Origin of the sequence: Streptomyces sp. NPDC048417, from assembly GCF_040651615.1 — a bacterium.
Classification (GTDB): domain Bacteria; phylum Actinomycetota; class Actinomycetes; order Streptomycetales; family Streptomycetaceae; genus Streptomyces.
Genome location: NZ_JBEZKI010000006.1, coordinates 49,713 through 76,467, shown reverse-complemented (window position 1 = coordinate 76,467; position 26,755 = coordinate 49,713). Strand labels below are relative to the sequence as shown.

Below are 26,755 nucleotides of genomic sequence, written 5' to 3'. Positions count from 1 at the left end.
GACCAATTTTGTCGTGTACGCCTCTTGTTCGGCGAACCGCCCCCTTCTTGCTTTCCGGTAAGCCCTCCGTGAACGCGGCTGTGTCGCACCTGAGGCCTCCGGGCCCGCATCGCACCCGGAGGCCTGGGCATGACTCAGAACTTCGCCGCCACCCAGGCGGCCAGCTCGGACTTGGCCGCGTTCAGCAGGGTGGAACCGGGCGAGGTCGCCCCGTTCGTCACCAGCGCGAAGTGCAGTACGCCGGAGTCCGAGTCGCTGAGCAGCAGTCGGCGGCTGCCCGTGCCACCCGGTTCGGCCGCCACGCCGACCGGAGTCGAGGACGTGTACGACGGGGGTGCGTAGACGGTTCCCAGGTCGGAGACGACCGTGGTGGACGCCGTCGAGAAGGACGCCGGGAGGTGGAGTTCGGTGGGCGCGGTGGCACTGCCGGAGCGCCAGACCTGGACGGCGTACTGGCCGGAGCCGACCAGCGCGGCCACGTTCGGCAGCGAACTGGGCACCGGGTTCCAGGTCAGGGTGGTGGAGCCGTCCCGGGAGCGGTCCTCGTAGGTGAAGGCGAGGGTGGAGCCGGAGGTGGCGCCCGGGTAGATCCGGTCGAGGAGCCTGGCGTCCTGACGGAGGGTCACCGTGCCGGAGTCGGTCATGGCGACGGCCGAGAGATCCTCGTCGTTCCAGGCGTCACCGGAGGTGAGGACCTTGTCGGGGTTGTCGTTCATCACCTCGTGATGGCGGCCGTTGTAGATGTCCCACTGCCACTGGGTGCCGGAGAGCACCGGGCCGGAGGACGCCGGGGTGGACCACCAGGTGGACCCGGCCAGGCGGGAGTCGAGGGCCTGGTACATGGCCTTGTCGACGGTCGGCGCCTTGCCCGCGGTCGTACCCGACAGCGGATGCCCGAACTCGCTGACGATCGCCGTGGTTCCGGCGGCCGAGGCGCGGTCACGGACGGTGCCGAAGTCGGTCTTGTACTGCCCGTCGGAGGCGTTGCCCCACATCAGGATGCCGGAGATCGCCTTCTGATCGTAGAAGTGGGTGTTGAACACATAGCGGGAGCCGAGCGTGCCCGCGTCCAGCAGGCCGCCCTCCTGTTTCTGGGTGTCGATGTTGGCGTTCCAGAAGAGGTTGGGCTCGACCAGGGCGGGCTTGGCGCTCCAGCCGGCCGCGTCCATCCGGGCCCGGAACTTCTGGTAGAAGGGCCACAGCAGGTTCTGCTCCCAGGTGCGGGAGGTCTGGCCGGAGTCGTAGGAGCCGGCGTACGGCTCGTTGTAGGGGTCGAAACCGACGACGCCGGCGAACTGGTCGGACGTCAGATGCTGGGCCAGGTAGGTCATGGTGGTCTGGGCGGTGGCCAGGAACGCGTCCTGGAGGCCGTAGTTGTTGTGCCAGAAGTCGTACTGGCCCTCCTGGACGGCCGCGTTCTGGGTGATGTTCTGGCCCCAGAACAGGCAGATGCCACAGGACTCGGCCGGGTAGTCGCCCAGCGCCACGGCCCACTCGGGGGCGCCGTCGCCCGTGTACCAGCTGCCCGAGTTGAACAGGTAGCGGGAGTACAGGTCCTGGTGGAAGTCGGGGAAGACGCGGATGCCGGCGTCGAGGAACGCCTGCATCTGCGCGGTGACGGCGGCCAGGTAGGCAGTGTCCACCTGGCCTTTGGCGGGTTCGGCGTGCGCCCAGGAGAGCAGGAAGCGCACGGCGTTGCCGCCGCCGAGGGCACGCAGTGCGGTGGCGGACTTCTTCGCGTCGGCGACGGAGGCGAACGGCAGGCCGCTGTTCTCCTCCAGCTTGGTCTCGCCGGAGACGTTGTAGCCGCGCAGCACCACCTCACGGCCCTGGCCGTCGACGAAACGGCCGTTCTGCACGGTGAGCGAGGTGCCGTCGAACCATAGGGAGTCGGACGGGGTGGCCGCGGTGGCGGACGGGGCGCCCGCCACCGCGAGGAATCCACAGAGGACAACCAGGACAACGATCAAACGCGCCCGGATAGTAGTCATGTCCACTACAGTCTGGTGGTTTCCGGACACCGTCAATACTTCTGACTCATGAGTAAGTTGAATACCTGCCCGGCACTTGTGGCTCAACCGCTGACCCGACCCGTCACGTTCAACAGGTACTCCTTCCGGCTGAGCGGATTGTGATCGGTCCGTGCGCGTTCGGGGACCGTTCCGTGCGAGGCGGGCGCGTAGTGGTCGAACGCGCTCTCCAGCTCGCCCTCGCCCCGGGTCAGCCCCGGCAGCAGCTGCTCCAGCCGGTGCACCCGGCCGGCGGGCACCGCACCCTCCAGAAGGCAGAGCGACCCCTGCGTCCCGGTCTGCCGGGGCAGCGCGCCGAGCCGGGTGAGCACCGGCAGCAGCGCGCCCAGGGTGTCCGCCGGGGCCTCCAGCCGGAACCGGTGCATCGGCTCGTGCACCCGGGTACCGGCCCGCCGCAGCGCCTCGGTCAGCACCAGCGGGGTCAGTCCGCGGAAGTCGGCGCCGGTGCTCGACATGCTCTTGTCGAAACCCTGGTGGGCATGGCTCTGCCGGGGCGAGTAACCGGAGTGGGTCATGGTGACCGTGCAGTCGGGGATCCGCCAGCCGTGCAGCCCCTGCCCGAGGGTTTCGCGCACGGTGTCCTCGACGGCCTTGAAGAAGGCGTACGGCATCGAGCCGAGCTCCACCTCCAGTCGGAAGCCGAAGCCGGTACCGGGCGGGGCCGGCTCCACCCGCAGGCCGACCGTCGCCAGGAAGGGGTTGCCGTCCTTCTTGTTGAACTCGACGGCGGCTCCGATGCCGGTGACGCGTTCGACGCAGATGGTGGTCGTCTCCCGGAAGGTGACGTCGAGGCCGTACTCGTCGGCGAGGGTCGCCTGGACGACCTCCTTCTGCACCTCGCCGTAGAGGGAGACGGAGGTCTCCTGCCGCACCTCGTCGTGCCGGACGTCGATCAGCGGGTCCTGCTCGGCGAGCTGGGTCAGCGCGATGTGCAGGGCGCGGCGGTCGGTGGCCGGTCCGGGGGCGACGACGGTCTCCAGGGTCGGGGGCGCGAAGTGGTGCTCGTACCCCCGTCCGGGCACGCCGAGCGCATCGCCGATGCGGATGCCTCCGAGCCCCCACACCTTGACGATGCGCCCGGCACCGGCGCTGTCCTGCCGCAGCTCCACACCCCGCTCGGCAACGCTCAGCGCGGTGACCCGCCCCTCGGGCACCCCCTGGCTCTCCGTCGCCTCACGGGCGCCGTCCCCGAAGGGGATCCGGTCGCGGACCCGCAGGACGCCGGAGAAGATGCGCGCATAGGCGATCTTCTCGCCCGCCGGGCCGCGTTCGACCTTGAAGACCGAGGCCGACAGCGGTCCGGCCGGGTCGCCGTCGGCGGCGGGGAGCAGCCGTTCGACGCCCGCGATCAGGTCGGGTACCCCGGATCCCGTGACGGCGGAGCCGAAGTAGACCGGGTGGACCAGGGTCCGCCGGGTCTGGTCGGCGAGCGCGGCGAGCAGCCGGCCGTCGGGGACCTCGCCGTCCAGGTAGGCGGCGAGCAGCGCGTCGTCGTGGTCGGCGAGCACATCCGCCGCACCCGGGCCGAGGCCGGGCTCGAAGCGGGCGGCGCGGGTGCCGAGAGCGACCGGCCGCCCCATCGGGACGAGCGGGACGGCGAGCCTGCGGGCGAGCTGGGCGAGTACGGCCTCGTGCCGGGCGCCGCGCCGGTCGATCTTGTTGACGAAGATCAGCGTGGGGATGCGCAGCCGCCGCAGGGTCCGCATCAGCACGCGGGTCTGCGCCTGGACGCCCTCCACGGCCGAGACGACCAGGACTGCGCCGTCCAGCACCCCGAGGACGCGTTCCACCTCGGCGATGAAGTCCGGGTGGCCCGGTGTGTCGATGAGGTTGACGGTCACCCCGTCGAGGGGGAACGACACGACCGCGGACTTGATGGTGATACCGCGCTGCCGCTCCAGGGCGAGGGTGTCGGTCCGGGTGCTGCCGTCGTCGACACTGCCGACCTCGTCGATGACCCCGGCCGCGTGCAGCAGCCGTTCGGTCAGACTGGTCTTACCCGCGTCGACATGCGCGAGAATTCCGAGATTGAGCAGATGCACTGGGTGTGATGTCCTTCGGCATGGGTGGGATTCCTTCCTGGGCGGACATGCACGCAGTGCGCATCGGTGGTCCTCTCGGCGAGCCGTCGGGTCATCAGGTCAGAGGGAAGTGCAGCAGGGCGCCGCACCCGACGGCAATGGATTAACGCTCAACCAAATCCCCGCCGTAGCGCTCGCCGCCTCCAGGACCCGGTCATAGAGTGATCTACATCACATCCTTCTGAGGCATTTGCGCCATTTTCTCCCTCGCTCCTGACGCACGGCCTGAGCGGTCTGGAGGGCACATGACCCACATCAAGGTGAACGTGGACGGCACGCCCTACGAGGACGAGGTGGAACCCCGTCTGCTGCTCGCCCACTACCTGCGCGACCGTCTCGGCCTGACCGGCACCCCGATCGGCTGCGACACCTCGAACTGCGGCGCCTGCACGGTCGACCTGGACGGAGCCACCGTGAAGAGCTGCTCCGTCCTGGCCGTCCAGGCGGACGGCGGCACGGTGACCACCGTGCAGGGGCTGGCCAGGGACGGGGAGTGGACGACGCTTCAGCACGCGTTCCACGAGCGGCACGGGCTGCAGTGCGGCTACTGCACCCCCGGGATGATCATGGCGGCCCGCGATCTGCTGAGCGAGAACCCGCACCCCACCTCCGACGAGGTCCGCCAGGCACTGGAGGGCAATCTGTGCCGGTGCACCGGCTACCAGAACATCGTCCGCGCGGTGCTCGCCGCCGCCGGGCAACCGGTATCCGAGGAGGCCACGGCATGACCGGTCAGACCGTCGAACACGAGGTCGGCCGCGCCCGGCTGCGCAAGGAGGACGCCCGGCTGATCACCGGCCAGACCAACTGGACCGACAACATCCAGGTCGCCGGACTGCTCCACCTGGCCATCCTGCGCAGCCCGATGGCCCACGCCCGCCTCACCCGCGTCGACGTCTCTCCCGCCCGCGAACGCCCCGGTGTGATCGCCGCGTTCGCCGGCGCCGACCTCGCCGAGGGGCTGGGCTCGCTGCCCTGCGCCTGGCCGGTGACCGAGGACATCGTGCTCCCCGACCACCCGCCGATCGCCGTCGACGAGGTGCGCTACGCGGGTGACCCGGTGGCCGTGGTCGTCGCCCGCGACCGGTACGCGGCGGCCGACGCGCTGGAGGCGATCGAGGTCGACTACGACCCGCTGCCCCCGGTCCTCGACCTGGAGGCCGCGCTGGCGGAGGACGCCCCGCTGGTCCACGCCGACAAGGGCACCAACCGCTGCTACACCTGGCCGCTGGCCACCGGCGAGAGCTACGACGCCGTGCGGCAGCGTGCCGAGGTGGTCCTCAAGCGCCGCTACCACCAGCAGCGGCTGATCCCCAACGCCATGGAGCCGCGCGCGGTCGTCGTCACCCCGATCGCCGCCTCCGGCGAGTACACGGTCTACTCGGCGACCCAGATCCCGCACATCCTGCGGATCATGCTGGCCGTGGTCACCGGGATCCCCGAACAGAAGCTCCGGGTGATCGCGCCGGACGTGGGCGGCGGCTTCGGCTCCAAGCTCCAGGTGTACGGCGAGGAGGCCCTGGCGCTCGCGATCGCGCGCAAGCTCGGCCGCCCGGTCAAGTGGACCGAGTCCCGCTCCGAGGGCTACCTGGCCACCCACCACGGCCGCGGCATGATCCAGGACATCGAGGTGGCCGCCACCCGTGCGGGCAGGCTGCTCGGCCTGAAGGTGGACCTGATCGCCGACATGGGCGCCTACCTGATGCTGGTCACCCCGGGCATCCCGATCCTCGGCGCCTTCATGTACCCGGCGATCTACAAGATGGACGCCTACGAGTTCCATTGCACCGGCGTCTTCACCACCCGTACCCCCACCGACGCCTACCGCGGTGCCGGACGCCCCGAGGCGACCTACGCCATCGAGCGGATCATGACCGAGCTGGCGGCCGAACTGGGCCTGGATCCCGTGGAGTTGCGGCGCCGGAACTGGATCCGGCACGAGGAGTTCCCGTACACCTCGATCGCCGGGCTGACCTACGACAGCGGCAACTACGAGGCCGCCACCGAGAAGGCCCTCGCCCTGTTCGGATACGACGGCCTGCGCGCCGAGCAGCGTGAGCGCGCCGGGCGCGGCGACCCGGTGCGCCTCGGCATCGGGGTGTCGACGTACACCGAGATGTGCGGGCTGGCCCCGAGCCGGGTGCTGCGCGACCTCCGGTACGCGGCCGGCGGCTGGGAGGCGGCGAGCATCCGGATGCTGCCCACCGGCAAGGTCGAGGTCGTCACCGGCACCAGCCCGCACGGGCAGGGCCACGAGACCTGCTGGAGCCAGATCGCGGCCGACGTGCTCGGGGTGCCGTTCGAGGACGTCGAGGTGGTGCACGGCGACACCAGGTCGGCCCCGCAGGGCATGGACACCTACGGCTCACGGTCGCTGTCCGTGGGCGGCGAGGCGGTGCACCGGGCGGCCGCGAAGGTGGTCGACAAGGCCCGGAAGGTCGCCGCCCACCTGCTGGAGGCGAGCGAGCAGGACCTGGAGTTCACCGACGGCGTGTTCTCCGTGAAGGGCTCCCCGGAGGCGCGCAAGACCATCCAGGAGGTCGCCTTCGAGACGTTCACCTCGCACGACCTGCCCGACGGCGTCGAACCGACCATCAACGCCGAGACCGTGGTCGACCCGGAGAACTTCTCCTACCCGCACGGCACCCACCTGTGCGCGGTCGAGGTCGACACGGAGACCGGGCAGACCCGGATCAGGTCGTACGTCTGCGTCGACGACGTCGGCCGGGTCGTCAACCCGATGATCGTCGAGGGCCAGGTGCACGGCGGTCTCGCCCAGGGCATCGCGCAGGCGCTGTACGAGGAGGCCGTCTACGACGACGACGGCAACCTCGTCTCCGGGACCATGGCCGACTACCTGGTGCCGTCGGCGGCGGATCTGCCGGACTTCGTCACCGACCGGACGGAGACCCCGGCGGCCTCGAACTCCATGGGGGTCAAGGGAGTCGGCGAGGCCGGGACGATCGCGTCGACGCCCGCCGTGGTCAACGCCGTGGTGGACGCGCTGCGGCCGCTGGGCGTGACGGACGTACGGATGCCGTGCTCGCCGCACCGGGTGTGGCAGGCCCTCCGGGCCGCCCGCGCCGGCCGCAGCGGTGCGGGCGAGGAGGCCGGCGGGACCGGTCCGGCGCAGTCCGGTCAGTCCGGGCAGGCCGCCCGGTCCGGCGACCTCGGCCAGTACGAGGAGGGTTCCCCATGATTCCCCCCGCGTTCGAGTACACCCGCCCGACCAGCGTCGACGAGGCGGTACGCGCGCTCGCCGACGCGGGCGAGGAGGCGAAGGTGCTGGCCGGCGGGCAGAGCCTGCTGCCGCTGCTGCGCCTGCGGCTCGCCTTCCCGGAGCTGGTCGTGGACGTCGGCCGGATCCCCGGGCTGCGCGGGGTCCGCGAGGACGGCGACACCCTCGCCATCGGCGCGCTCACCACGCACCACGACGTCGTCCACGATCCCCTGGTGCGCCGGCACGCCGGGCTGCTGGCGGAGGCGACGGCGACCGTCGCCGACCCCGCCGTACGGCACCGCGGTACCCTCGGCGGCTCCCTGGCGCACGCCGACCCGGCCGGGGACCTGCCCGCCGTCGCCCTGGCCCTCGACGCCGCACTGGTCGTCGCCGGACCGGGCGGGCGGCGCACCGTCCCGGCCCGGGAGTTCTTCGTGGACTACCTCCAGTCGGCCCTGGCGCCCGACGAACTGCTGGTGGAGGTGCGCATCCCGAAGACGGACGGCTGGGGCTTCCACTACGAGAAGTTCCACGCGGTCGCCCAGTCCTGGGCCATCGTCGCGGTCGCCGCGCTGGTCCGGCGCGACGACGGGCACATCGCCGAGGCCCGTGTCGGACTCACCAACATGGGCTCGACGCCGCTGCGGGCCACGGCGGCCGAGGCCGCGCTGTCCGGCGCCGACGGCCCGGAGGCCGTGGCGCGGGCCGCCGCGGCCGCGGCCGAGAGCACCCGCCCGGCACAGGATCTGTCGGCCTCGCCCGAGTACCGGGAGCACCTCGCACGGGTGCTGACCCGGCGGGCGGTGCTGACCGCCGGCGGAATGGGGTGAGCGCCGATCACCGGGAAGGACGACCCGGAGCAGGTGCGGGCCTGTCTGGAGGAGACGGGGTATCTCGTCGACGAAGGGCTGGCCGTCACCTGCTTCCTGGCACTGAGGCTGCACCGGCCGCTGTTCTGCGAGGGCGACGCGGGCGTGGGCAAGACCGCGCTCGCGTCCGCCCTGGCCGAGGGGCTCGGCGCGCCGCTGATCCGGCTGCAGTGCCATGAGGGCATCGACGCCTCGCAGGCCCTGTACGACTGGGACTTCCCCCGGCAGCTGCTGCATCTGCGGGCCGCCGAGGCCGCCGGGGTCAGCGACGCGGACCGTCTGGAGAGCGAGCTGTACGACCGGCGGTTCCTGATCGCCCGGCCGCTGCTGCTGGCCCTGCAGACGCGTCCGTCGGTCCTGCTGGTCGACGAGATCGACCGGGCCGACGACGAGTTCGAGGCGTTCCTGCTGGAGCTGCTGTCCGAGTACTCCGTGACGATCCCCGAGCTCGGCACGCTGCGGGCCGAGGAACCACCGGTGGTCGTGCTGACCTCGAACCGGACCCGGGAGGTGCACGACGCGTTGAAACGGCGGTGCCTGTACCACTGGTTCGACCATCCCTCCTTCGCCCGTGAACTCGCCATCGTGCGCCGCCGGTTGCCGCGGGTGTCGGCGCGGCTGGCCGAGCAGGTCACGGCGCTGGTGCAGGCGCTGCGCGGCGCCGACCTGGTCAAACCGCCGGGTGTGGCCGAGACGCTGGACTGGGCGGAGGCGCTGGACGCACTGGGGGCGAGCGAGGTGGACACGGAACTGGCGGTGCAGACCCTGGGTTCGGTGCTGAAGTACCGGGAGGACACGGAACGGGCACGGGGGCTGGATCTCGCGGCGGTCCTCGCGGCCCGGGGCAGGTGAGGTGGGATGGACACGACGGTACCGAGACCGGCCGGGCTGCCGGCGGACGCCGTACTGCTCGGCTTCGTGAGGGCGTTGCGGGCGGCCGGCGTGGACGCGAGCGCAGAGCGCGGGTACGCGTTCCTGCGCGCGGTGGCCGCCCTGCGGCCACAGATGCGCTCGGACGTGTACTGGGCGGGGCGGGCGACACTGTGCGGCGGCCACGACGACCTGGAGCGCTACGACCGGGTGTTCGCCGCCTACTTCGGACCCACCGGCGCCCCCGCCGCACAGTCCGTGCGCACCGCAACCCCGCCCCGGCTGCGGCTCGTCGCCCGGGAGGCGGCCGCGGCTCCCCGGGCCGGCGACGCGGGCGAGCCGTCGGGGCCGCCGACCGCCGCCCTCGCCAGCTCCGCCGAGGTGCTGCGGCACCGCGACGTCACCGAACTGGACGCCGCCGAGCGGGCCCAACTGCGGCGGCTGCTGACCGTGTTCACGCTGGAGGGGCAGACCCGGCGCTCGGCGCGGCGGCGGCCCGCCCGGCGCGGGCAGGTCGATCCGCGCCGTACGGTACGGGAGTTGCTGCGGCGCGGTGGAGAGCCCGCCCTGCTGCGGCGGCACGCGCGCGTGGTGCGGCCCCGCCGGGTGGTGCTGCTCGTCGACGTGAGCGGTTCGATGGGGCCGTACGCCGACGCGCTGCTGCGGTTCGCGCACGCGGCGGCGCGCGCAGGCCGTACGGAGGTGTTCACCGTCGGCACCCGGCTGACCCGGGTGACCCGTGAACTCTCGCACCGGGACCCCGACCTGGCGATGGCGGCCGTCGCGGCGGCGGTGCCCGACTGGCGCGGCGGCACCCGGCTCGGCGAGTTGCTGCGGGAGTTCCTGAACCGGTGGGGGCAGCGCGGGATGGCACGCGGCGCGATCGTCGTACTGCTCTCGGACGGCTGGGAGCGCGGCGATCCCGAGCTGCTCGGACAGCAGATGCGCCGGCTGCACGGCCTGGCCCACCAGGTGGTGTGGGCGAACCCCCGTAAGGCACGGCCCGGTTACGCGCCGCTGGCGGCCGGGATGGCGGCGGCACTGCCCAGCGTCGACGCCTTCGTCGAGGGGCACAGCCTGGCGGCGCTGGAGCAGTTGGCGGCCGTGGTGCGCGGGGCGCGGGCGGCGAGAGGAGCGGATCGTGCGTGAGATTCTGCCGGCGCTGGCCGACTGGCACGCGGCCGGGATGCCGTTCGGGCTGGCCACCGTGGTCGAGATCAGCCGCAGCGCGCCGCGCGGGCCCGGCGCGGCCATGGCGGTGGGGCCGGACGGCGAGGTGGTGGGCAGCGTCTCCGGGGGCTGTGTGGAGGGTGCCGTGTTCGACCTGGCACAGGAGGTCGTGGCGAGCGGCGAGCCGCGGCTGCAGACCTTCGGGTACAGCGACGAGGACGCGTTCGCGGTGGGGCTGACCTGCGGCGGTGAGATCACCGTACTGGTGCGGCCGGTGACCGCCGCGTCGGACCCGGCGTTCGGGGCGGTCGCCGCGTCGGTCGCCGCGGGCGAGCCGGTGACCGTGGCCACGGTGGTGGACGGACCGGCGCCGCGCGGTGCCACGCTCACCGTCTGGCCCGGCCGGGCGGCGGGCACGCTCGGCGCGACCGGCCTCGATGTCGCGGTCACCGCGGACGCACGCGGTGAACTCGCGCTCGGCGCCTCGGTCCTGCGGCACTACGGCCCGCACGGGGAGCGCCGCGAGGACGCGGTGACGGTGTTCCTGGAGTCGTTCGCGCCGCCGCCGCGGATGCTGGTGTTCGGCGCGATCGACTACGCGGCGGCGGTGGCCCGCGTCGGTGACTTCCTCGGCTACCGGGTCACCGTCTGCGACGCCCGCCCGGTCTTCGCCACGCCCAAGCGGTTCCCGGCCGCCGTCGAGGTGGTCGTGGACTGGCCGCACCGCTATCTGCGCGGCACCGCGACCGACGACCGCACGGTGATCTGTGTCCTCACCCACGACCCGAAGTTCGATGTGCCGCTGCTGGAGGAGGCGTTGCGTCGGCCGGCCGCCTACATCGGGGCGATGGGCAGCCGCAGGACCCACGAGGAGCGGCGTGCCCGGCTGTCCGAGGCCGGGCTCGCCGAGGCCGAGCTGTCCCGGCTGCGCTCGCCGCTCGGCCTCGATCTGGGCGCCCGTACACCCGAGGAGGTCGCCGTGTCCGTCGCCGCCGAGATCGTCGCCCTGCGCTGGGGCGGCAGCGGTGCGCCGCTGACGACGACCACCGGGGCCATCCACACGGCCGCCGTGCACTGACCGCCAGGAGGAGTGAGTCATGGAACTGCACCACGAGTTCACCGTCCCCGTCCCGGTCGAGGACGCCTGGCACGCGCTCCTCGACATCGAACGGGTAGCGCCCTGCCTGCCCGGCGCGGTCGTGGAGGACTACGACGGCAGGACCGTCACCGGCTCGGTGAAGGTCAAGGTCGGCCCGGTCGGCGTGACCTACCGGGGCACCGCGGTCTTCGAGGAACAGGACGAGACGGCTCACCGGATGGTGCTGGCGGCGGCCGGCCGGGAGACCCGGGGGCAGGGCACGGCCAGGGCCACGGTCACCGGCACGCTCACCGAACACGCCGGCGGTACGGCGGTGTCGGTGCACACCGACCTGACGGTGACGGGACGTCCGGCGCAGTTCGGGCGCGGGGTGCTGTCGGAGGTGGGCGACCGGCTGGTGGGGCAGTTCGCGGCATGCCTGGCGGAACGGCTGGCCGAACGGCCGCCCGGCCCCGGCGTGGAGCCGGAGCCGATGGGCGAGGAGGTCGGGGAGGCCGTACCGGCACAGCCGCTCGACCTGCTGCGTACGGCCGGGGTACCGGTGGCCAAACGGGCCGCCGCGCCGGCTGCCGTGATCGCCGTGCTCACGGTGGCGGCGGTGCGCCTGCGCCGGCGACGCCGGCGGCGCCGGCAGGCGCGTCGGACACCGATGACGTGTCCCGTCCGTCGAACACTATGAACACAACGCCCGAGCCATGGTTCCGGTCCCGGCCCGCTCCCTAGCATCGCCGCGGGCGGCGCGAAGGAGCGCCGACGAGGACAGGTAGCCGCGCCTTGGACAGGTCGAGAACACCCGCACGGACCCGCCGGACGAGCCCCCGGCGTACCGGACTTCTCGCCTCGCTGGCGGCGGCCCTCACCGCCGCCTTCGCCGGCGCCCCTCCCGCACAGGCGGCGACAGCACCGCCGGCCGCCGTCTCGTGCCCGACGGAACTCGACGGCAAGGCCACCTGTTACACCGGCCAGGACGCCCACGGCGCCTACTACGCCATCGCCGTCCCCGAGCACTGGAACGGCTCCCTGGTCGTGCACGCCCACGGCGGCCCCGACCTCGGCACCGGCTCGGACCCGGCGCGCAGCGTCGACGACCTGGCCCGCTGGTCGGTGATGGTGAAGGAGGGGTACGCCTGGGCGGGTTCGTCCTACCGCAGGGGCGGCTACGGCACCCGCATGGCCGCCGAGGACACCGAGAACGTGCGCCGGCTGTTCGTCGAGAACTTCGGGAAGCCGCGGCGGACGTATGTGCACGGCCAGTCCTGGGGCGGAGACGTCGCCGCCAAGGTCGTCGAGGTGTACGGCAGGCGGGGCGGACCGTACGACGGGGCGCTGCTCACCAGCGGTGTCCTCGGCGGCGGGTCCCGGGGTTACGACTACCGCGTCGACCTCCGCGTCGTCTACCAGTACTACTGCCACAACATGCCACGGCCCACCGAACCCCAGTACCCGCTGTGGCAGGGGCTGCGCGCGGACTCGACGCTGACGACGGCCGGACTGCGCGCCCGGCTCCAGGAGTGCACCGGCTTCGCCTCGGCCCCACAGGAACGCACCGCCCTCCAGCAGCGCAACCTCGACGACATCCTCGCCGTCACCGGCGTTCCCGAGCGCACCCTGGAGTCGCATCTGCGGTTCGCGGTCTTCACGTTCCGGGACATCGTGCGCGACCGGCTCGGCGGCCGGAATCCGTTCTCCAACCGGGGCGTCCGCTACTCGGGGTCGCACGACGACAAGGCGCTCAACGCCGGGGTCGAGCGGTTCACCGCCGATCCGACGGCGGTACGCGACCTGTCCTACGACAGCGATCTCACCGGCAAGGTGTCGATCCCGGTGCTCACGATGCACGCGATCGACGATCCGACGGCGTTCGTGGAGCACGAGGCGGCGTACCGGGCCACCCTGCGCGGCGCGCACCGGGACCACTACCTCGTGCAGACGTTCACCCACGAGTCCGAGCACAGTGCGCTCAGCGACGCCGAGTACGCCAACTCGATCGCGGCGCTGGACGGTTGGGTGCGCACGGGCTGGAAGCCGACGCCCGGGACGATCGCGGGATCGTGCGCCGCGTTCGACCGGGTCTACGCCACCGGCTGCTTCTACGACCCGGACTTCCGCCCGGCCTCCTACGCCTCCCGGGTCCGCCCGCGGCCGGGCGGACTGCGGTGGCCCGCCATGACGGCGGCGCAGGAGAAGCGGTGGAGCAGGATCGACGGGGTCGGGATCGCACCCTGACGGGTCCTGGGTCGCCCTCCGGCACCGGCGTACTCCTCGGACCGGTCTGCTCCTTGGACAGGAGGCCGGGTGGGGCGACCGGCCGGCACAGCCGCAGCCGGTACAGGCCCTGATCGTCCAGGGCCCGGCGGCTGAGCCGGCGGACCGCCTCGACGGCCATCCCGGCGCCGCGCGCCTCGGGCAGGACCTGGTGGACGATCTCGGCGCTGCCCTCGGCGAGGTACACCTCGTTCCGGCCGCGCGCTCGACACCCGCGACGGCCTCGGCCGGGTCGGCGACGGAGAAGATCCCACCGCCGAGATCGCGGGATCTCGCCCGGCGGTCACCCGTGCGTCGGCGTCGCCGGTCTCCCGGAGCCGCGGTTCGAGGCGCCGGATGTCACGGCGCCGGCCGGCGTGGCGGCAGCCGGTGGAGGGTCACCTCCGTCAACGCGCCGTCGGCGACGGTCGCGGTGAGGTACGTGCAGTGCGGCTGGCGGCGGCGGTCGGTGGGCGAGCCGGGGTTGAGGAGGCGCAGGCCGCCCGGGGCCGTGGTGTCCCAGGGGATGTGGCTGTGCCCGAAGACCAGGACGTCCAGGTCCGGGAAGCGGGCGGCACAGCGGGCCTCGCGGCCCTGGGCGGGACCGGTCTCGTGGATCACGCCGAAGCGCAGGCCGCCCAGGTCGGCGTAGGCGACCTCGGGGAGCCGGGCGCGCAGGCCGGGGCCGTCGTTGTTGCCGTACACCGCGATCAGCCGGCGGCTCTGGCTCTCCAGCAGGTCGAGGGTGGCCTCGTCGACCCAGTCGCCGGCGTGGACGACGACGTCCGCGCGCGGGAGTTCGGCGAGGAGCCGGTCCGGGAGCCGCTTGGCGCGCACCGGGAGGTGCGTGTCGGAGGTGAGGAGCAGGCGCACGGGGCCAGCCTAACGATCGCGCGGGATCTTCAGCTTGAACTTAACAGTTCCAGCTGGACAGTTTTCCCTGCCGGTCCTAGGGTGGCCCGCATGGTTCAGATCTCGGACTCCGCGACCCGCACGGCGCGCGACCTGCGCGTGGTGTTCAGCAGACTGCGCCGCCGTATCCGGGAGGTCGCCCAGGACGCGGACCTCACTCCGTCCCAGGAGTCGGCGCTCACCCTGGTCTCCAAGCACGGCGCCGCCACGGCCAGCGCGCTGGCCTCCGCGGAGGGGGTGCGGCCGCAGTCGATGGCGACCACGCTGGCCGCCCTCGACCAGCAGGGGCTGATCCGCCGCAGCCCCGACCCCACCGACGGCCGTCGCCAGCTGGTCACCCTCACCGAGGCCGGGCAGGCCCGCGTCGAGGGCAACCGGCAGGTGCGCGACGAGTGGCTGGCCCGCGCCTTCGAGGAGCGGTACACCGAGGAGGAACGCCAGACCATGCTCACCGCGTTCGAACTGCTGGAACGGCTCTCGCGGCCGTGATACCGAAGCTCACCGGACGCGCCCCGCAGAACACCCGCCCCGCCCCCGACGGCTTCGACCGGCGGCTGATCGCGCCGATGATCCTGGGTTCCGTACTGAACCCGATCAACTCCTCGATGATCGCCGTGGCCCTGGTGCCGATCGGCATCGCCTTCGGGGCCCCGCCCGCCGAGACGGTGTGGCTGGTCTCCGCGCTCTACCTGGCGACGGCCGTGGGCCAGCCGGTGATCGGGCGGCTGGTGGACATGTACGGGCCGCGCCGGCTCTACCTCGCCGCCACGGCCCTGGTGGGCGTCGCCGGACTGATGGGCGCGCTGGCGCCCTCGCTGGGCATGCTGATCGCCTCCCGGGTGCTGCTCGGCTTCGGCACGTCGGCGGCGTTCCCGGCGGCGATGCGGCTGACCCGGAGCGAGGCCGAACGCACCGGGCGGGACAGCCCGGCCGGGGTGCTCACCGCGCTCGCCGTGTCCGCGCAGACCGTGGCCGTGATCGGCCCGACGCTGGGCGGGCTGCTGATCGGCGCCGGCGGCTGGCACCTGGTGTTCACCGTGAACGTGCCGCTCTCGGCGGCCTGTCTGGTCCTGGGCGTGCTGTGGCTGCCGAAGGCCGAGCCCGCCGAACGGCGCCAGCGCATGGACCTTCCCGGCATGGCCCTCTTCGCCGTCCTGCTGGTCTCCCTGATGCTCTTCCTGATGGACCCGCGGCCGGAGCGCTGGTACCTGCCGGCCCTGACCCTTCTCGCGGCCACCGCCTTCGCGGCCCGGGAACTGCGCGTCCCTGACCCGTTCGTCGACCTGCGCGTCCTCGGCGGCAACGGCCCGCTCATCGCCACCTACGTACGGCAGTTCCTCGGCAACGTCACCTCCTACGCCTTCCTGTACGGCTACACGCAGTGGCTGGAGGAGGGCCGCGGGCTCAGCGCCTCGACCGCGGGACTCGTGCTGCTGCCGCTGTCGGGCGCCGCGCTGGTCGTCGCCACGCTCACCGGCCGCCGCGAGGCGATCCGCGCCAAGCTGCTGACCGGCTCCGTGCTGCAGATCGCGGGCTGCGCGGCGCTGCTGCTGTTCGACGCCCACAGCCCGGTCTGGGTGCTGCTCGCCACCGGAGTGCTGCTGGGCATACCGCAGGGCCTCCTCGGCCTCGCCGCGCAGAACGCGCTCTACCGGCAGGCCGACCCCGAGCAGATCGGATCCGCCGCCGGGCTGCTGCGCACCTTCATGTACCTCGGCGCGCTGGGTGCCTCCGCCGCCACCGCGGCGTTCTTCCCGCACCGCGCCGACACGGGCGGGCTGCACGGCCTGGCCCTGTTCATGCTCGTCGGCTCCGCACTGCTGCTGGCGATCACCCTGCCGGACCGTTCCCTGGCCCGGCTCACCCCCCAACCCCGTCAAACCCCCCGAAAGGCCTGATCCACCCCATGTCTTTGAGCACCCTCGACCCGCGTACCGCCCTCGTCGTCATCGACCTCCAGCAGGGCATCGTGGGCATGCCCACCCAGCCGTACTCCGGAGCCGAGGTCGTGGCCCGCAGCGTCGAGCTGGCCGACGCCTTCCGCGCCCAGAACCTGCCCGTGGTCCTGGTCCGGGTGTCCTTCGCCGCCGACGGCGCCGACGCCGTCCCGGGCCGCACCGAGCGCCAGCCGCGCGGTCTCGCCTTCCCGGAGGGCTGGGACATCGTCGTCGACGAACTCTCCGGCCACGACGGCGACATCCACATCACCAAGCACAACTGGAGCGCCTTCCACGGCACCGCCCTGGACGTCCAGCTGCGCCGCCGCGGCGTCACCCAGATCGTCCTGACCGGCATCGCCACCAGCATCGGCGTGGAGTCCACCGCCCGCGACGCCTATGCCCACGGCTACCACGTGACGCTCGCCACGGACGCCATGGCCGACGCCGACCCGGAGGCGCACCGCGGCAGCGTGGAGCGGATCTTCCCGCGGCTCGGCGAGTCCGGCAGCACGGCCGAGGTCCTGGAGCTGCTCGCCAAGACACACGGCTGAGCAGACATTTTGACGTGCGGCTGACCTTTCACGACCCGGTCTTGACCAAGGCGTGAGACACATTCGAGGCCAGGACCGGGTTAGCATGCGGCCACGTGTACGTGCCGTCCAGGAATACGGACGGCTTATCCAGGGGGCTAGGAAACCGGATGCCGGTCAAGGTCAGCGTTGTCGTCCCTGTCTACAATCCTGGGCCCTATATCGAGGACTGCATCGCCTCGGTGCTGCGGCAGTCGCTGCCGCGCGACGAGTACGAAGTGATCTTCGTGAACGACGGCTCCAGTGACGGCACCCCGGCCCGGCTCGACGCGCTCGCCGCCGAGCACCCGCACGTCCACGTCATCCACCAGGAGCCCTCCGGCTGGTCCGGCAAGCCCCGCAACGTCGGCATCGCCGCCTCCAAGGGCGAGTTCGTGATGTTCGTCGACAACGACGACTTCCTCGGCGACGAAGCCCTGGAGCGGATGTACGACTACGGCGTCGAGAACGAGGCCGACCTGATCATCGGCAAGATGGCGGGCAAGGGCCGCCCGGTGCCGGTGGAGCTGTTCCGCCACAACCGCCCGCGGGCCACCATCGAGAACGCCCCGCTGATGGACAGCCTGACCCCGCACAAGATGCTGCGCCGGTCCTTCCTGGACCGGATCGGGCTGCGTTTCCCCGAGGGCCGCAGGCGGCTGGAGGACCATGTCTTCGTCGCCGAGGCGTACCTGCGCGCTTCGAACATCTCCGTGCTCGGCGACTACGTCTGCTACTACCACATCAAGCGCGACGACGCCTCCAACGCCGGCTTCCAGCGCTTCGACCCGGTGGGCTACTTCGCGAACCTCCGTGAGGCTCTCGATGTCGTCGAGCGCTACACCGAGCCCGGCCCCAGGCGCGACCGGATGTTCCGCCGCTGGCTGCGCAACGAGATGGGCGAGCGGCTGCGCGGCCAGCGGTTCCTCAAACTGCCGGACGACTACCGCAGGGAGCTCTTCGAGGAGATCCACAAGGTGATCGCCGAGCGCATGGGCCCCTCCGTGTTCGCCCTGCTGGAGCCGGCCCACCGGGTGGTCACCGAGCTGGCCGGCGCCGGCCGCTACGAGGACGTGCTGGCCGTCGCCGAGTGGGAGGCGTCCTTCACCCCCTCGGCGACGCTGGAGAGCGTCGCCTGGGACGGCGGCGCCCTGAAGATCGGCTTCAGCGCCGAGTACAGCGCCGACGGCGCGCCCAGGACCTACCCGGCCGACACCACCGCCGTCCCGCTCGACGGCCCGCCGGAGACCGCCGCCGACGCCATCGCATGGCTTGAGCGCAGCGTCACCGCCCGCTTCGGCAAGGCCAAAGCCGACCTGGTGATGCGCGAGCGCGAGACCTCCGCACAGTTCTTCCAGCCGATCGAGATCACCCGCGAGACCGTCCCCGTCGAGGGCGAACCCGGCCGCGTCCGCCTGGTCGTGAAGGCCACCGCCACCGTGGACCCGGCCACCGCCGCCGGCGGCGCCCCGCTGCCGTCCGGGCTGTGGGACGCGGTCACCCGGCTGACCATCGGCGGCTGGACCCGGGAGTGCCGCCTGTTCCCGGTGTCCGCGGAGCCCCTCCCCGCGATGCCGCTCCCAGGTGTCGTCGGGGGCCACCGGGTGCTGCCGTACTGGACGGTGAAGGACACCTTCGCCCTGGACGTCGACCTCGCCGCCAAGCGGCTCGGCTTCGGCGCGCTCACGCCCGCGGACTTCACGGTCACCGGTGACCGGCTGGGCGCGGTGCTGCCGTTCCACGTCGCCGGCGACGTCAAGGCGTCGGTGCAGCTGACCGGCCCCAACCGCGCCACCGAGGTGCTGACGGTGCCCGCCATGCTGACGCCCGCCGAGGACGGCTCAGCAGTGCTGGACGCCCCGCTGCCGGTGCGCTCGCTTCAGAAGGGCGCCTGGCGGCTCGCCCTGTGCCTGATCGCGGACGCCACGGAGCCGCGCTTCTTCGCGCCGCCGCTCGTCGTCCGCGGCTCCGCCAGCGGCCTGAAGGTGGTCAGGAGGGCCCCGAACAAACCCCCGTTCGCGGCGCCCGGGACCGTTTACGAGCCGGAGCCGAGCGTCGGCCGTCAGCTGGCCCGCAGGCTTCCGGTGCCGGTGCGCCGGGCACTGAGCAGGGCTCTGGGCAGGGCGACGAGGCCCACACGACAGGAAGGCAAGTAGGAACCGTGCGACCGTTGGACATCGAAGGCGCCTGGGTCCAGGAGCCCAAGGTCTTCCCCGACGACCGGGGCAGCTTCCACGAGTGGTTCAGGGCCGCGGAGTTCCGCGAGGCCCTGGGCTACGACCTCGACCTCGCCCAGGCAAACTGCTCGGTCTCCCGGCGGGGCGTGCTGCGCGGCATCCACTTCGCCGACGTGCCGCCGAGCCAGTCCAAGTACGTCAAATGCGTGCGCGGGGCCGTGCTGGACGTCGTCGTGGACATCCGGGTCGGCTCCCCCACGTTCGGCCGCTGGGAGGCCGTGCGGCTGGACGAGGAGAACCGGCACGCGGTGTTCCTCGCGGAGGGCCTCGGCCACGCGTTCATGGCGCTGACCGACGACGCCACCGTGGTGTACCTGTGCTCGGCCGGGTACGCGCCGGGCCGCGAGCACGGCATCAACCCGCTCGATGCCGCGCTGGGCATCGGGTGGCCGGAGGGCCTCGAGCCGGTGCTGTCGGAGAAGGACGCCGATGCGCCGTCCCTGGCGGAGGCGGAGGCGTCCGGGCTGCTGCCGACGTACGCGGACTGCCAGGCGTACTACGAGCAGTTGCGGGCCTGAACACGCCACGAGGGGGACCGAGCCGTGACTCGGTCCCCCTCTGGTGAGCGGCGTCAGGACTTGGCGTAGCGCTGCTTCAGCGCGCTGCGCTTGTTGCTGCCCTCGGCATTCCTGCCTTTTTCGATGATCACCAGGTTGTGGTAGAAGTGCACGCCCACCACATTGAGGTCCGTGTACGTCGGCTGATAGTTCTCGACGACGAATTCCTCGTAATTCAGCCCGTCCACCAGCCGCTTCAGCATCCCCATACTGGTGTGCGCCGCGTCGAGATCCTCACTGCCCTGCCATTCGGGCCAGTACGACGACTGCGTGTCCTCGACGATGTAGATGCCACCGTCCTTGAGCCGGGGGAAGAGGGTGGCGAACGTCGTGAGTACATGCGGACTACGGTGACTGCCGTCGTCGATGATGACGTCCAGCTCACCGATCTTGTCGGCGACCGCGTTGAGGGACGACGGATCGGACTGGTCTCCGATGAACGTCGTGATGCGGTCCTCGTCGACAAATGACTTGTCCTGGATGTCCATTCCGAAAATCCGCGCCTTCGGGAAGAACTGCTTCCACATGCGCAGGGAGGCACCGCCCTGACCTGGCCTGTTGTAGCCACCGATGCCGATTTCCAGCAGGTTGAACGATTCGTTCTTCAGGTGCCCGAGATGGCGCTGGTAGTGCTGGGTGTAGCGGTGTATTCCCCACTTGTCCGTCTTGAAGTGCTGGGCGAGTTTGTTGAGATCCCCGGAGATCGCGTCCAGCCCCGTCGGCTTGGCCGGTTTGGCCGGCTGGGCGGACAAGCGCCGCTTCAGTCGTCGCAGGACCCGCACATTCTTCTCACCCAGTACGGACTTTACGGTCGCTCGCATCGACATCGCGGGACAAATCCTTTCCCTACCCGACCCACAAGACATTCAAAGCATCATCGTAGTGAACCGGGGCCATCCACAAGGGGCTAACGCGACGACCTGTGAAAAGGGCCCGGCGAAGCTCCGGCATTTCCGTACACCGCAGGGTGGCCGACAAGCTCGGTGAGCCGTCGGCCGCCCTGCGGCAGACAGGCGCGAAGTACCTTATGCGGACATCTCCTGGCGGATGTGCGGCAGCCCCTCCGCCAGGGCCCGACGCCAGTCCCGTGGCGGTTCCAGACCGACCTCGGCCCACCGGTCGTGCCCGAGGGCGCTGTACGCGGGGCGGGGTGCCGGGCGGACGAACGCCGCACTGGTGGTGGGGCGCACCCGTTCCGGGTCGGCGTCGAGGAGGCGGAACACCTCACGGGCCAGCTCGCACCAGGTGGCCGTGCCGGAGTTGGTGCCGTGGAAGACGCCGTGCGCGCGGTCGTCCCGCCCGAGGCGGGGGCCGAGGTCGGCGATCCGGGCCGCCAGGTCTGCGCTCCAGGTGGGCTGGCCGCGCTGGTCGTCGACGACGTCGAGGGTGTCCCGGCGGGACTCCAGCTCGATCATCGTGCGCACGAAGCTCTTTCCGTGCGCGCCGTACAGCCAGGCGGTGCGGACCACCGCGCTCGCGCCCGGGAGCTCCGCCAGGACGGCCCGCTCGCCGGCCAGCTTGGTGCGGCCGTAGGCGGTGCGCGGGTGCGCGGGGTGGTCCTCGGGGTACGGGCCGGCGCGGGCGTCACCGTCGAAGACGTAGTCCGTGGAGAGATGGACGAGGCGGGCGCCGTGCCGGGCGGCGGCGCGGGCCAGCAGCCGCGGGCCCTCGCCGTTGATCAGCAGGGCCCGCTCCTCGTCGGTCTCGGCGTCGTCGACGGCCGTGTACGCGGCGCAGTTCACCACCAGGTCGGGCCGGTGTCCGGCGACTGCCGACTCCACCGAGTCGGCGCTGGTGACGTCGAGGTCCGCGCGGCCCAGGGCCACCACCTCCGCACCCCGGCGGGTGAGTTCCCCGACCATGTCGTGGCCGAGCATCCCGCCCGCGCCGGCGACGAGCCACTTCATCGGTGCGTCTCCTGCTCCTTGCGGGATTCCAGGGCGGCGCGTTCCTTCAGCGGCTCCCACCAGTCGCGGTTGTCGCGGTACCAGGCGACGGTGGCGGCCAGGCCGGAGGTGAAGTCGTGCTTGGGGGTGTAGCCCAGCTCGTCGTGGATCTTGCTCCAGTCGACGGAGTAGCGCTGGTCGTGGCCCTTGCGGTCGGCGACGCGGTCGACGCGGTCCCAGTCGGCCCCGCAGGCTTCCAGGAGCAGGCCGGTGAGTTCCTTGTTGCTGAGCTCGGTGCCGCCGCCGATGTTGTAGACCTCGCCGGCCCGGCCGCCGGTGCGGACCAGCTCGATGCCCTGGCAGTGGTCCTCGACGTGCAGCCAGTCGCGGACGTTGCTGCCGTCGCCGTAGAGCGGCACGTTCCTGCCGTCGAGGAGGTTGCTCACGAAGAGCGGGATGACCTTCTCGGGGAACTGGTGCGGCCCGTAGTTGTTGGAGCAGCGGGTGACGCGGACGTCCAGGCCGTGGGTGCGGTGGAAGGCCAGCGCGAGCAGGTCCGAGGAGGCCTTGGAGGCGGAGTACGGCGAGTTCGGCTGGAGCGGGTGGGTCTCGGGCCAGGAGCCGGTCTCGATGGAGCCGTAGACCTCGTCGGTGGAGACGTGCACGAACGGGCCGACCCCGTGCCGCAGGGCCGCGTCGAGCAGGGTCTGGGTGCCGACCACGTTGGTGCGGACGAACGCGCCGGCCCCGTCGATGGAGCGGTCGACGTGCGACTCGGCCGCGAAGTGCACGACCTGATCGGCCTCGGCCATGAGCCTGTCGACCAGTGCGGCGTCGCCTATGTCGCCCTGGACGAAGGTCAGGCCGGGATGCGACTCGGGCAGGTTGGTGAGGGTGCCCGCGTAGGTGAGCTTGTCCAGCACGGTGATGTGCGGCGCGTCGGGGCCGCTGTCGGCGAGCAGGCCGCGCACGTACGTGGAGCCGATGAAGCCGGCGGCGCCGGTGACGAGGAGGTTCATGAACGGATCTGCACCTTGCTGTGGTCTCCGAGGACGAGGCGGTGGGCACTGGGGGTGCCGGCTGCGGGGGTCACCTCGACATGCCGGCCGATCAGCGAGGACTCGATCCGGCCCACCCCGTCGATGGAGGAGTCCCGCAGCACTATGGAGAACTCCAGCTCGCTCTCCGTGATCCGGCAGTTCTCGGCGATCGACGTGAAGGGGCCCACGTAGGAGTCGCCGACGACGGTCCCGGCGCCGATCACGGCCGGGCCGACGATCCGCGAGTTGGTGACGCGGGCGCCCGCCTCGACGACGACCCGGCCGACGATCTGGCTGGCGTCGTCGACCTCGCCGTCGATCCGCGGCTCCATGCCCTCCAGGACGGTCCGGTTGACCTCCAGCATGTCGACGACGTTGCCGGTGTCCTTCCAGTAGCCCTTGATCACCGTGGAGCGCACGTCGGCACGCTGGTCGATGAGGTGCTGGATGGCGTGGGTGATCTCCAGCTCGCCGCGCCAGGACGGCTCGATGGCGCGCACGGCGTCATGGATGACCGGCGTGAACAGATAGACACCGACCAGGGCGAGGTCGCTCTTGGGCTCCTGCGGCTTCTCCTCCAGGCCGACCACCTGGCCGTCGGCGTCGAGTTCGGCGACACCGAAGGCCCGCGGGTTGGGCACATGGGTGAGGAGGATCTGGGCGTCGGGGCGGGTCTCGCGGAACTCGTCGACCAGCGTGGTGATGCCGCCGACGATGAAGTTGTCGCCGAGGTACATGACGAAGTCGTCGTCGCCGAGGAACTCCCGGGCGATGAGCACCGCGTGGGCCAGGCCCAGCGGGCGCTCCTGGGGGATGTAGGTGACGTCGAGACCGAACTTGGACCCGTCGCCGACCGCTTCCTCGATCTCGGCGGCGGTGTCACCGACGATCATCCCGACCTGGGTGACGCCGGCGGCGGCAAGTGATTCGAGCCCGTAGAACAGCACGGGTTTGTTCGCCACCGGCACGAGCTGTTTCGCCGATGTGTGGGTGATGGGCCGCAGCCGCGTGCCGGCACCGCCGGAGAGCACCAGAGCCTTCATTCACTACACCTTATAGGTGAACATCTGATTGAGACGTTCTTCTGTTTTCCTGACGGGTTACGACAGTACGGCCTTGGTGCTGATGCCATGTGACCACGAGGTTCCTCGAAGCGGCATCTCATCTGTTTTTGCCATATTTTGGGCGCACGTTCCGGCGCGGCTCAGGAGTCCTCCGGCCAGGCAGCCGCGCGTTCCACCTCCGCCTCGACCTCGGACCGCACCCGGCCCTCGTCGCGGGCGTACTCGCTCACCGCGGTCAGTTCGTCGCGGGCGAGGTCACGCCAGGCGCGCAGAGCGGTCTCGTAGGTCTCGGACTGGGCGCCGCCCGGCTGCTGCAGGGCCGGCGGTCCGTAGGTGTCCCGCAGTTCCAGGACCTTGTCGTGCGCCGCGTCGGCCGCGCGGTGCTTCGCCACGAGTTCTTCGAAGGTGTGTGCCACATCAAGGACATTAAGGACGGTCGGTTCGCCCCGCCTCCCGAGACGGCCGGGTGCCCGCCCCCGTGGTCCTCAGCTCTCCAGTACGAGATCCGCCCACACCTGTTTGCCGCCGCTGACCGGCACGGTCCCCCAGACGGCCGACACCGCCTCGACGAGCAGGATCCCGCGCCCGCCGGTGGCCTCCCAGCCGATGTTCGCGGGCTTCACCGGGCTGCGCGGCGAGGCGTCGACGACGGCGATCCGCAGCCGGTGGTCGACCAGGGTCAGATCCAGCCGGACCGGGCCGTCGGTGTGGATCAGGGCGTTGGTGACCAGCTCGGAGACGACCAGCAGGCCCGTGTCCATGGCATCGTCGGTGACGCCCCAGGAGCGCAGGGTGCGGCGGCTGAAGCGGCGGGCGTGCCGGGCCGCCTCCGGGACCCGCCACACCGTCCAGGTCTCCCGCAGCGGGCGCACCGCCATGCCGTCGTAGCGCATCAGCAGCAGGGCGACGTCGTCGGTGCGGTGGGCGTTGCCGAGCAGGCCGTCGGCGACCAGCCCGAGGTGGCTGGGGTCGGAGACGCCGAGGTCGCGGGCGAAGCGCTCCATGCCGTCGTCGATGTCGGCGTCGGGGGACTCGACCAGGCCGTCGGTGGTGAGCGCGAGCAGGGTGCCGGGACGCAGGCTGAGCTGGGTCATGGGGAAGTCGGCCTGGTCCACCACGCCGAGCGGGGGACCGCCCTCGGTCCGGGCGATCTCGGTGGTGCCGTCCGGGTGACGCAGGACCGGCTGCAGATGCCCGGCGCGCACGCACCAGGCGGTGCCGGCCTCCATGTCGACGTCGACGTAGCAGCAGGTGGCGAAGAGGTCGCTCTCCATGTCCATGAGGAGCCGGTTGGTGTGCGAGACGACCACGTCGGGAGAGTGCCCCTCGGCCGCGTAGGCGCGCAGGGCGGTGCGCATCTGGCCCATCAGGGTGGCGGCCGCGGCGCTGTGGCCCTGGACGTCGCCGATGACGAGGGCGACGTGGTTGTCGGTCAGCGGGATCACGTCGTACCAGTCGCCGCCCACCTCCAGGCCCTCGGTGGTGGGCAGATAGCGGGCGACGGCGATCCCGCCGGGCAGCCGGGGCAGTCGGCGGGGCAGCAGGGCACGCTGGAGCATGCCGACCAGTTCGTGCTCGGCGTCGAAGGCGTGGGCGCGCATCAGGGCCTGCCCGGCGAGGCCGGCGGCGGCGGTGAGCAGGGCGCGTTCGTCGGGGCCGAACTCGTGCGGGCTGTCCCAGCCGATCAGACAGGCGCCGGCCATCCGGCCGCCGGCGGGCAGCGGGAGGACGGCGAGGCCGCCGGGGCCGACCTCGGCGAGGGCGGGTTCCAGGGCGATCGTGACGGGCCAGATCCGGGGGCGGCCCGCGCGCAGGGCGGCGGCCAGGGTGGGCATGGCGCGCACCGGCGCGTCCGGCCATTCGGTGCGCCATTCGCTGCGCCACAGCTCGGGCCAGGACTCGGCGTCGGGCGGGTCCAGGACGGTCACGACCAGGCGCTCGTTCTCCAGTTCGGCCAGGGCGATGCGGTCGGCCTTGAGCGGTCCGCGCAGGGCGGTGACGACGGCCCGGCTGACGTCCTTGACCGTGACGGCGGTGGCCAGTGCGGCGGCGAGCCGCTGCACCCGGGCCACGTCGGTGACGTCGGAGCGGAGCGTGGAGGCGTCGGCGACGGTGCCGGCCAGCCGGGCGGGGCGCCCCTCGGCGGCCGGCACCATACGGCCGCGCAGCCGCAGCCATTTGGGCGAGCCGGAGGGCTCCAGGATCCGGAACTCCAGCTCGCGGTCGCCGATGGACATGTGGTCGGCCTCGACCACGGACATCAGGGCGGGCACGTCCTCGGGCAGGGTACGGCCCAGCAGGGTCTCGACCTTGCCGTCGAACTCGTCCGGGCTCATGTCGAAGAGGCCGAGGATGCCGTCGCCGACCTCGATCCGGCCGGTGTCCATGGCGAGGCTGAACGCGTCGGCGGGCAGTTCGCCGGTGTCGGAGACGGTGGGGAGTGGGGCGGGCAGGGCGATCGCGTCGGCGATCAGTTCCAGGCAGGCGCGGTCCTCGGGGCCGAACCCGCCGTCCCGTTCGCCGACCGCGACCAGGAGTCCGGCGCGGCCGGGCACCGGCAGGACCGCCAGTGAGAACTCCTGGGACGGGGTCCGCCGGGCCTCCGGGAAGTCGGCCAGTTCCTGGGGTCCCAGCCAGACGGGCCGCCCGGTGCCGTGGGCCTCGGCGACCGGGGACCGCCCCACGGCCGGATAGGCGTCACGCAGTCCGAAGAAGGTGCGGGGCAGTCCGGCCGACTCGGCCAGCCGCAGCACGGTTCCGTCGTCGCCGGGCGCGTACACCCCGGCGAACGCCGCTCCGGCGAACACCAGCGCCTGTTCGAGGACACGCCGGAGCCGGTCGGGTGCGCCGGGATCGCCCGTGAGCGTTTCGAGGGCTATTTCGGCGCGCTCCGTTCTGATTCCGCGTACCGCAGCGCCCTCACTGACCACGCCGCCATTACAGCGCTTATGAGGCGTCTGCGCAGCC

General features: G+C 71.9%; 22 protein-coding genes. 13 read left to right on the top strand and 9 right to left on the bottom strand.

The genetic code is table 11. The features are described from left to right. Nucleotides 1–134: 134 nt before the first annotated feature. Entirely contained in the window at nucleotides 135–1,991 is a 1,857-nt protein-coding gene (locus tag AB0D59_RS11385) for a cellulase family glycosylhydrolase (RefSeq protein WP_362563700.1), read from the bottom strand. 83 nt (nucleotides 1,992–2,074) lie between these two features. Continuing rightward, nucleotides 2,075–4,072, bottom strand: a complete 1,998-nt coding sequence (locus AB0D59_RS11380) for a translation factor GTPase family protein (protein ID WP_362563697.1) — start codon at nucleotides 4,070–4,072, stop codon at nucleotides 2,075–2,077. 284 nt (nucleotides 4,073–4,356) lie between these two features. On the opposite strand from AB0D59_RS11380, the gene AB0D59_RS11375 reads away from it, so the two are divergent. The 8 genes from AB0D59_RS11375 to AB0D59_RS11340 all read left to right on the top strand — a co-directional run bounded on the left by AB0D59_RS11375 (nucleotide 4,357) and on the right by AB0D59_RS11340 (nucleotide 13,565). Continuing rightward, entirely contained in the window at nucleotides 4,357–4,839 is a 483-nt protein-coding gene (locus AB0D59_RS11375; RefSeq protein WP_362563694.1) for a (2Fe-2S)-binding protein, read from the top strand. Continuing rightward, complete coding sequence (locus AB0D59_RS11370; protein WP_362563692.1) at nucleotides 4,836–7,310, top strand: xanthine dehydrogenase family protein molybdopterin-binding subunit; 2,475 nt, start codon at nucleotides 4,836–4,838, stop codon at nucleotides 7,308–7,310. The genes AB0D59_RS11375 and AB0D59_RS11370 overlap by 4 nt, the downstream gene beginning before the upstream one ends. Next, complete coding sequence (locus AB0D59_RS11365) at nucleotides 7,307–8,161, top strand: xanthine dehydrogenase family protein subunit M (RefSeq protein WP_362563689.1); 855 nt, start codon at nucleotides 7,307–7,309, stop codon at nucleotides 8,159–8,161. Before AB0D59_RS11370 ends, AB0D59_RS11365 begins: the two co-directional genes overlap by 4 nt. A gap of 33 nt (nucleotides 8,162–8,194) precedes the next feature. Further along, the gene (locus AB0D59_RS11360; RefSeq protein WP_362563686.1) at nucleotides 8,195–9,052 is read left to right on the top strand and encodes a MoxR family ATPase; all 858 of its coding nucleotides are present in this window, start codon (nucleotides 8,195–8,197) and stop codon (nucleotides 9,050–9,052) included. Between the two features lie 6 nt (nucleotides 9,053–9,058). After that, the gene (locus tag AB0D59_RS11355) at nucleotides 9,059–10,219 is read left to right on the top strand and encodes a VWA domain-containing protein (RefSeq protein ID WP_362563684.1); all 1,161 of its coding nucleotides are present in this window, start codon (nucleotides 9,059–9,061) and stop codon (nucleotides 10,217–10,219) included. Beyond that, a complete protein-coding gene (locus tag AB0D59_RS11350; RefSeq protein ID WP_362563681.1) occupies nucleotides 10,212–11,318 on the top strand; it encodes an XdhC family protein in 1,107 nt (368 codons plus the stop codon). Before AB0D59_RS11355 ends, AB0D59_RS11350 begins: the two co-directional genes overlap by 8 nt. Nucleotides 11,319–11,337: 19 nt before the next feature. Then, entirely contained in the window at nucleotides 11,338–12,018 is a 681-nt protein-coding gene (locus AB0D59_RS11345; protein WP_362563678.1) for an SRPBCC family protein, read from the top strand. A 95-nt stretch (nucleotides 12,019–12,113) separates the two neighbouring features. Then, the gene (locus AB0D59_RS11340) at nucleotides 12,114–13,565 is read left to right on the top strand and encodes a DUF6351 family protein (protein WP_362563677.1); all 1,452 of its coding nucleotides are present in this window, start codon (nucleotides 12,114–12,116) and stop codon (nucleotides 13,563–13,565) included. Nucleotides 13,566–13,943: 378 nt separating this feature from the next. On the opposite strand, the gene AB0D59_RS11335 is transcribed toward AB0D59_RS11340, so the two are convergent. Continuing rightward, entirely contained in the window at nucleotides 13,944–14,456 is a 513-nt protein-coding gene (locus AB0D59_RS11335; RefSeq protein WP_362563674.1) for a metallophosphoesterase, read from the bottom strand. Nucleotides 14,457–14,546: 90 nt separating this feature from the next. On the opposite strand from AB0D59_RS11335, the gene AB0D59_RS11330 reads away from it, so the two are divergent. From AB0D59_RS11330 to rfbC, 5 genes are all read left to right on the top strand, one after another. After that, nucleotides 14,547–14,984, top strand: a complete 438-nt coding sequence (locus AB0D59_RS11330) for a MarR family transcriptional regulator (RefSeq protein ID WP_351696941.1) — start codon at nucleotides 14,547–14,549, stop codon at nucleotides 14,982–14,984. After that, on the top strand, nucleotides 14,981–16,393 hold the full coding sequence (locus AB0D59_RS11325) for an MFS transporter (RefSeq protein WP_362563671.1): 1,413 nt from the start codon (nucleotides 14,981–14,983) through the stop codon (nucleotides 16,391–16,393). Before AB0D59_RS11330 ends, AB0D59_RS11325 begins: the two co-directional genes overlap by 4 nt. Before the next feature lie 8 nt (nucleotides 16,394–16,401). Beyond that, on the top strand, nucleotides 16,402–16,986 hold the full coding sequence (locus tag AB0D59_RS11320; protein ID WP_362563669.1) for a hydrolase: 585 nt from the start codon (nucleotides 16,402–16,404) through the stop codon (nucleotides 16,984–16,986). A 149-nt stretch (nucleotides 16,987–17,135) separates the two neighbouring features. Further along, entirely contained in the window at nucleotides 17,136–19,160 is a 2,025-nt protein-coding gene (locus AB0D59_RS11315) for a glycosyltransferase family A protein (RefSeq protein ID WP_362563666.1), read from the top strand. A gap of 5 nt (nucleotides 19,161–19,165) precedes the next feature. Continuing rightward, on the top strand, nucleotides 19,166–19,759 hold the full coding sequence (gene rfbC / locus AB0D59_RS11310) for a dTDP-4-dehydrorhamnose 3,5-epimerase (protein WP_362563663.1): 594 nt from the start codon (nucleotides 19,166–19,168) through the stop codon (nucleotides 19,757–19,759). A 53-nt stretch (nucleotides 19,760–19,812) separates the two neighbouring features. Here the strand turns inward: rfbC and AB0D59_RS11305 are convergent, their stop codons facing one another. The 6 genes from AB0D59_RS11305 to AB0D59_RS11280 form a co-directional block, all read right to left on the bottom strand. Further along, nucleotides 19,813–20,625 (bottom strand): class I SAM-dependent methyltransferase, encoded by an 813-nt coding sequence (locus AB0D59_RS11305; protein ID WP_362563661.1) that lies wholly within the window; start codon nucleotides 20,623–20,625, stop codon nucleotides 19,813–19,815. Between the two features lie 198 nt (nucleotides 20,626–20,823). Continuing rightward, complete coding sequence (gene rfbD / locus AB0D59_RS11300; RefSeq protein ID WP_362563658.1) at nucleotides 20,824–21,705, bottom strand: dTDP-4-dehydrorhamnose reductase; 882 nt, start codon at nucleotides 21,703–21,705, stop codon at nucleotides 20,824–20,826. Further along, nucleotides 21,702–22,703, bottom strand: a complete 1,002-nt coding sequence (gene rfbB, locus AB0D59_RS11295) for a dTDP-glucose 4,6-dehydratase (protein WP_362563656.1) — start codon at nucleotides 22,701–22,703, stop codon at nucleotides 21,702–21,704. The genes rfbD and rfbB overlap by 4 nt, the downstream gene beginning before the upstream one ends. Next, a complete protein-coding gene (locus AB0D59_RS11290; RefSeq protein ID WP_362563653.1) occupies nucleotides 22,700–23,767 on the bottom strand; it encodes a glucose-1-phosphate thymidylyltransferase in 1,068 nt (355 codons plus the stop codon). Before AB0D59_RS11290 ends, rfbB begins: the two co-directional genes overlap by 4 nt. A 161-nt stretch (nucleotides 23,768–23,928) precedes the next feature. Continuing rightward, nucleotides 23,929–24,204, bottom strand: a complete 276-nt coding sequence (locus tag AB0D59_RS11285) for a hypothetical protein (RefSeq protein ID WP_362563650.1) — start codon at nucleotides 24,202–24,204, stop codon at nucleotides 23,929–23,931. Nucleotides 24,205–24,273: 69 nt separating this feature from the next. Continuing rightward, nucleotides 24,274–26,718, bottom strand: coding sequence for a SpoIIE family protein phosphatase (locus AB0D59_RS11280; RefSeq protein ID WP_362563648.1), 2,445 nt, complete (start codon nucleotides 26,716–26,718; stop codon nucleotides 24,274–24,276). Nucleotides 26,719–26,755: the final 37 nt, after the last annotated feature.

What these genes read in the sequence shown, in the direction of transcription:
- AB0D59_RS11370 (WP_362563692.1), top strand. Translation starts at nt 4,836, where the DNA reads ATGACCGGTCAGACCGTCGAACACGAGGTCGGCCGCGCCCGGCTGCGC.
- AB0D59_RS11290 (WP_362563653.1), bottom strand. Translation starts at nt 23,767, where the DNA reads ATGAAGGCTCTGGTGCTCTCCGGCGGTGCCGGCACGCGGCTGCGGCCC.
- AB0D59_RS11305 (WP_362563661.1), bottom strand. Translation starts at nt 20,625, where the DNA reads ATGTCGATGCGAGCGACCGTAAAGTCCGTACTGGGTGAGAAGAATGTG.
- AB0D59_RS11385 (WP_362563700.1), bottom strand. Translation starts at nt 1,991, where the DNA reads ATGACTACTATCCGGGCGCGTTTGATCGTTGTCCTGGTTGTCCTCTGT.
- AB0D59_RS11345 (WP_362563678.1), top strand. Translation starts at nt 11,338, where the DNA reads ATGGAACTGCACCACGAGTTCACCGTCCCCGTCCCGGTCGAGGACGCC.
- rfbD (WP_362563658.1), bottom strand. Translation starts at nt 21,705, where the DNA reads ATGAAGTGGCTCGTCGCCGGCGCGGGCGGGATGCTCGGCCACGACATG.
- AB0D59_RS11375 (WP_362563694.1), top strand. Translation starts at nt 4,357, where the DNA reads ATGACCCACATCAAGGTGAACGTGGACGGCACGCCCTACGAGGACGAG.
- rfbB (WP_362563656.1), bottom strand. Translation starts at nt 22,703, where the DNA reads ATGAACCTCCTCGTCACCGGCGCCGCCGGCTTCATCGGCTCCACGTAC.
- AB0D59_RS11315 (WP_362563666.1), top strand. Translation starts at nt 17,136, where the DNA reads ATGCCGGTCAAGGTCAGCGTTGTCGTCCCTGTCTACAATCCTGGGCCC.
- AB0D59_RS11320 (WP_362563669.1), top strand. Translation starts at nt 16,402, where the DNA reads ATGTCTTTGAGCACCCTCGACCCGCGTACCGCCCTCGTCGTCATCGAC.
- AB0D59_RS11330 (WP_351696941.1), top strand. Translation starts at nt 14,547, where the DNA reads ATGGTTCAGATCTCGGACTCCGCGACCCGCACGGCGCGCGACCTGCGC.
- AB0D59_RS11365 (WP_362563689.1), top strand. Translation starts at nt 7,307, where the DNA reads ATGATTCCCCCCGCGTTCGAGTACACCCGCCCGACCAGCGTCGACGAG.
- AB0D59_RS11355 (WP_362563684.1), top strand. Translation starts at nt 9,059, where the DNA reads ATGGACACGACGGTACCGAGACCGGCCGGGCTGCCGGCGGACGCCGTA.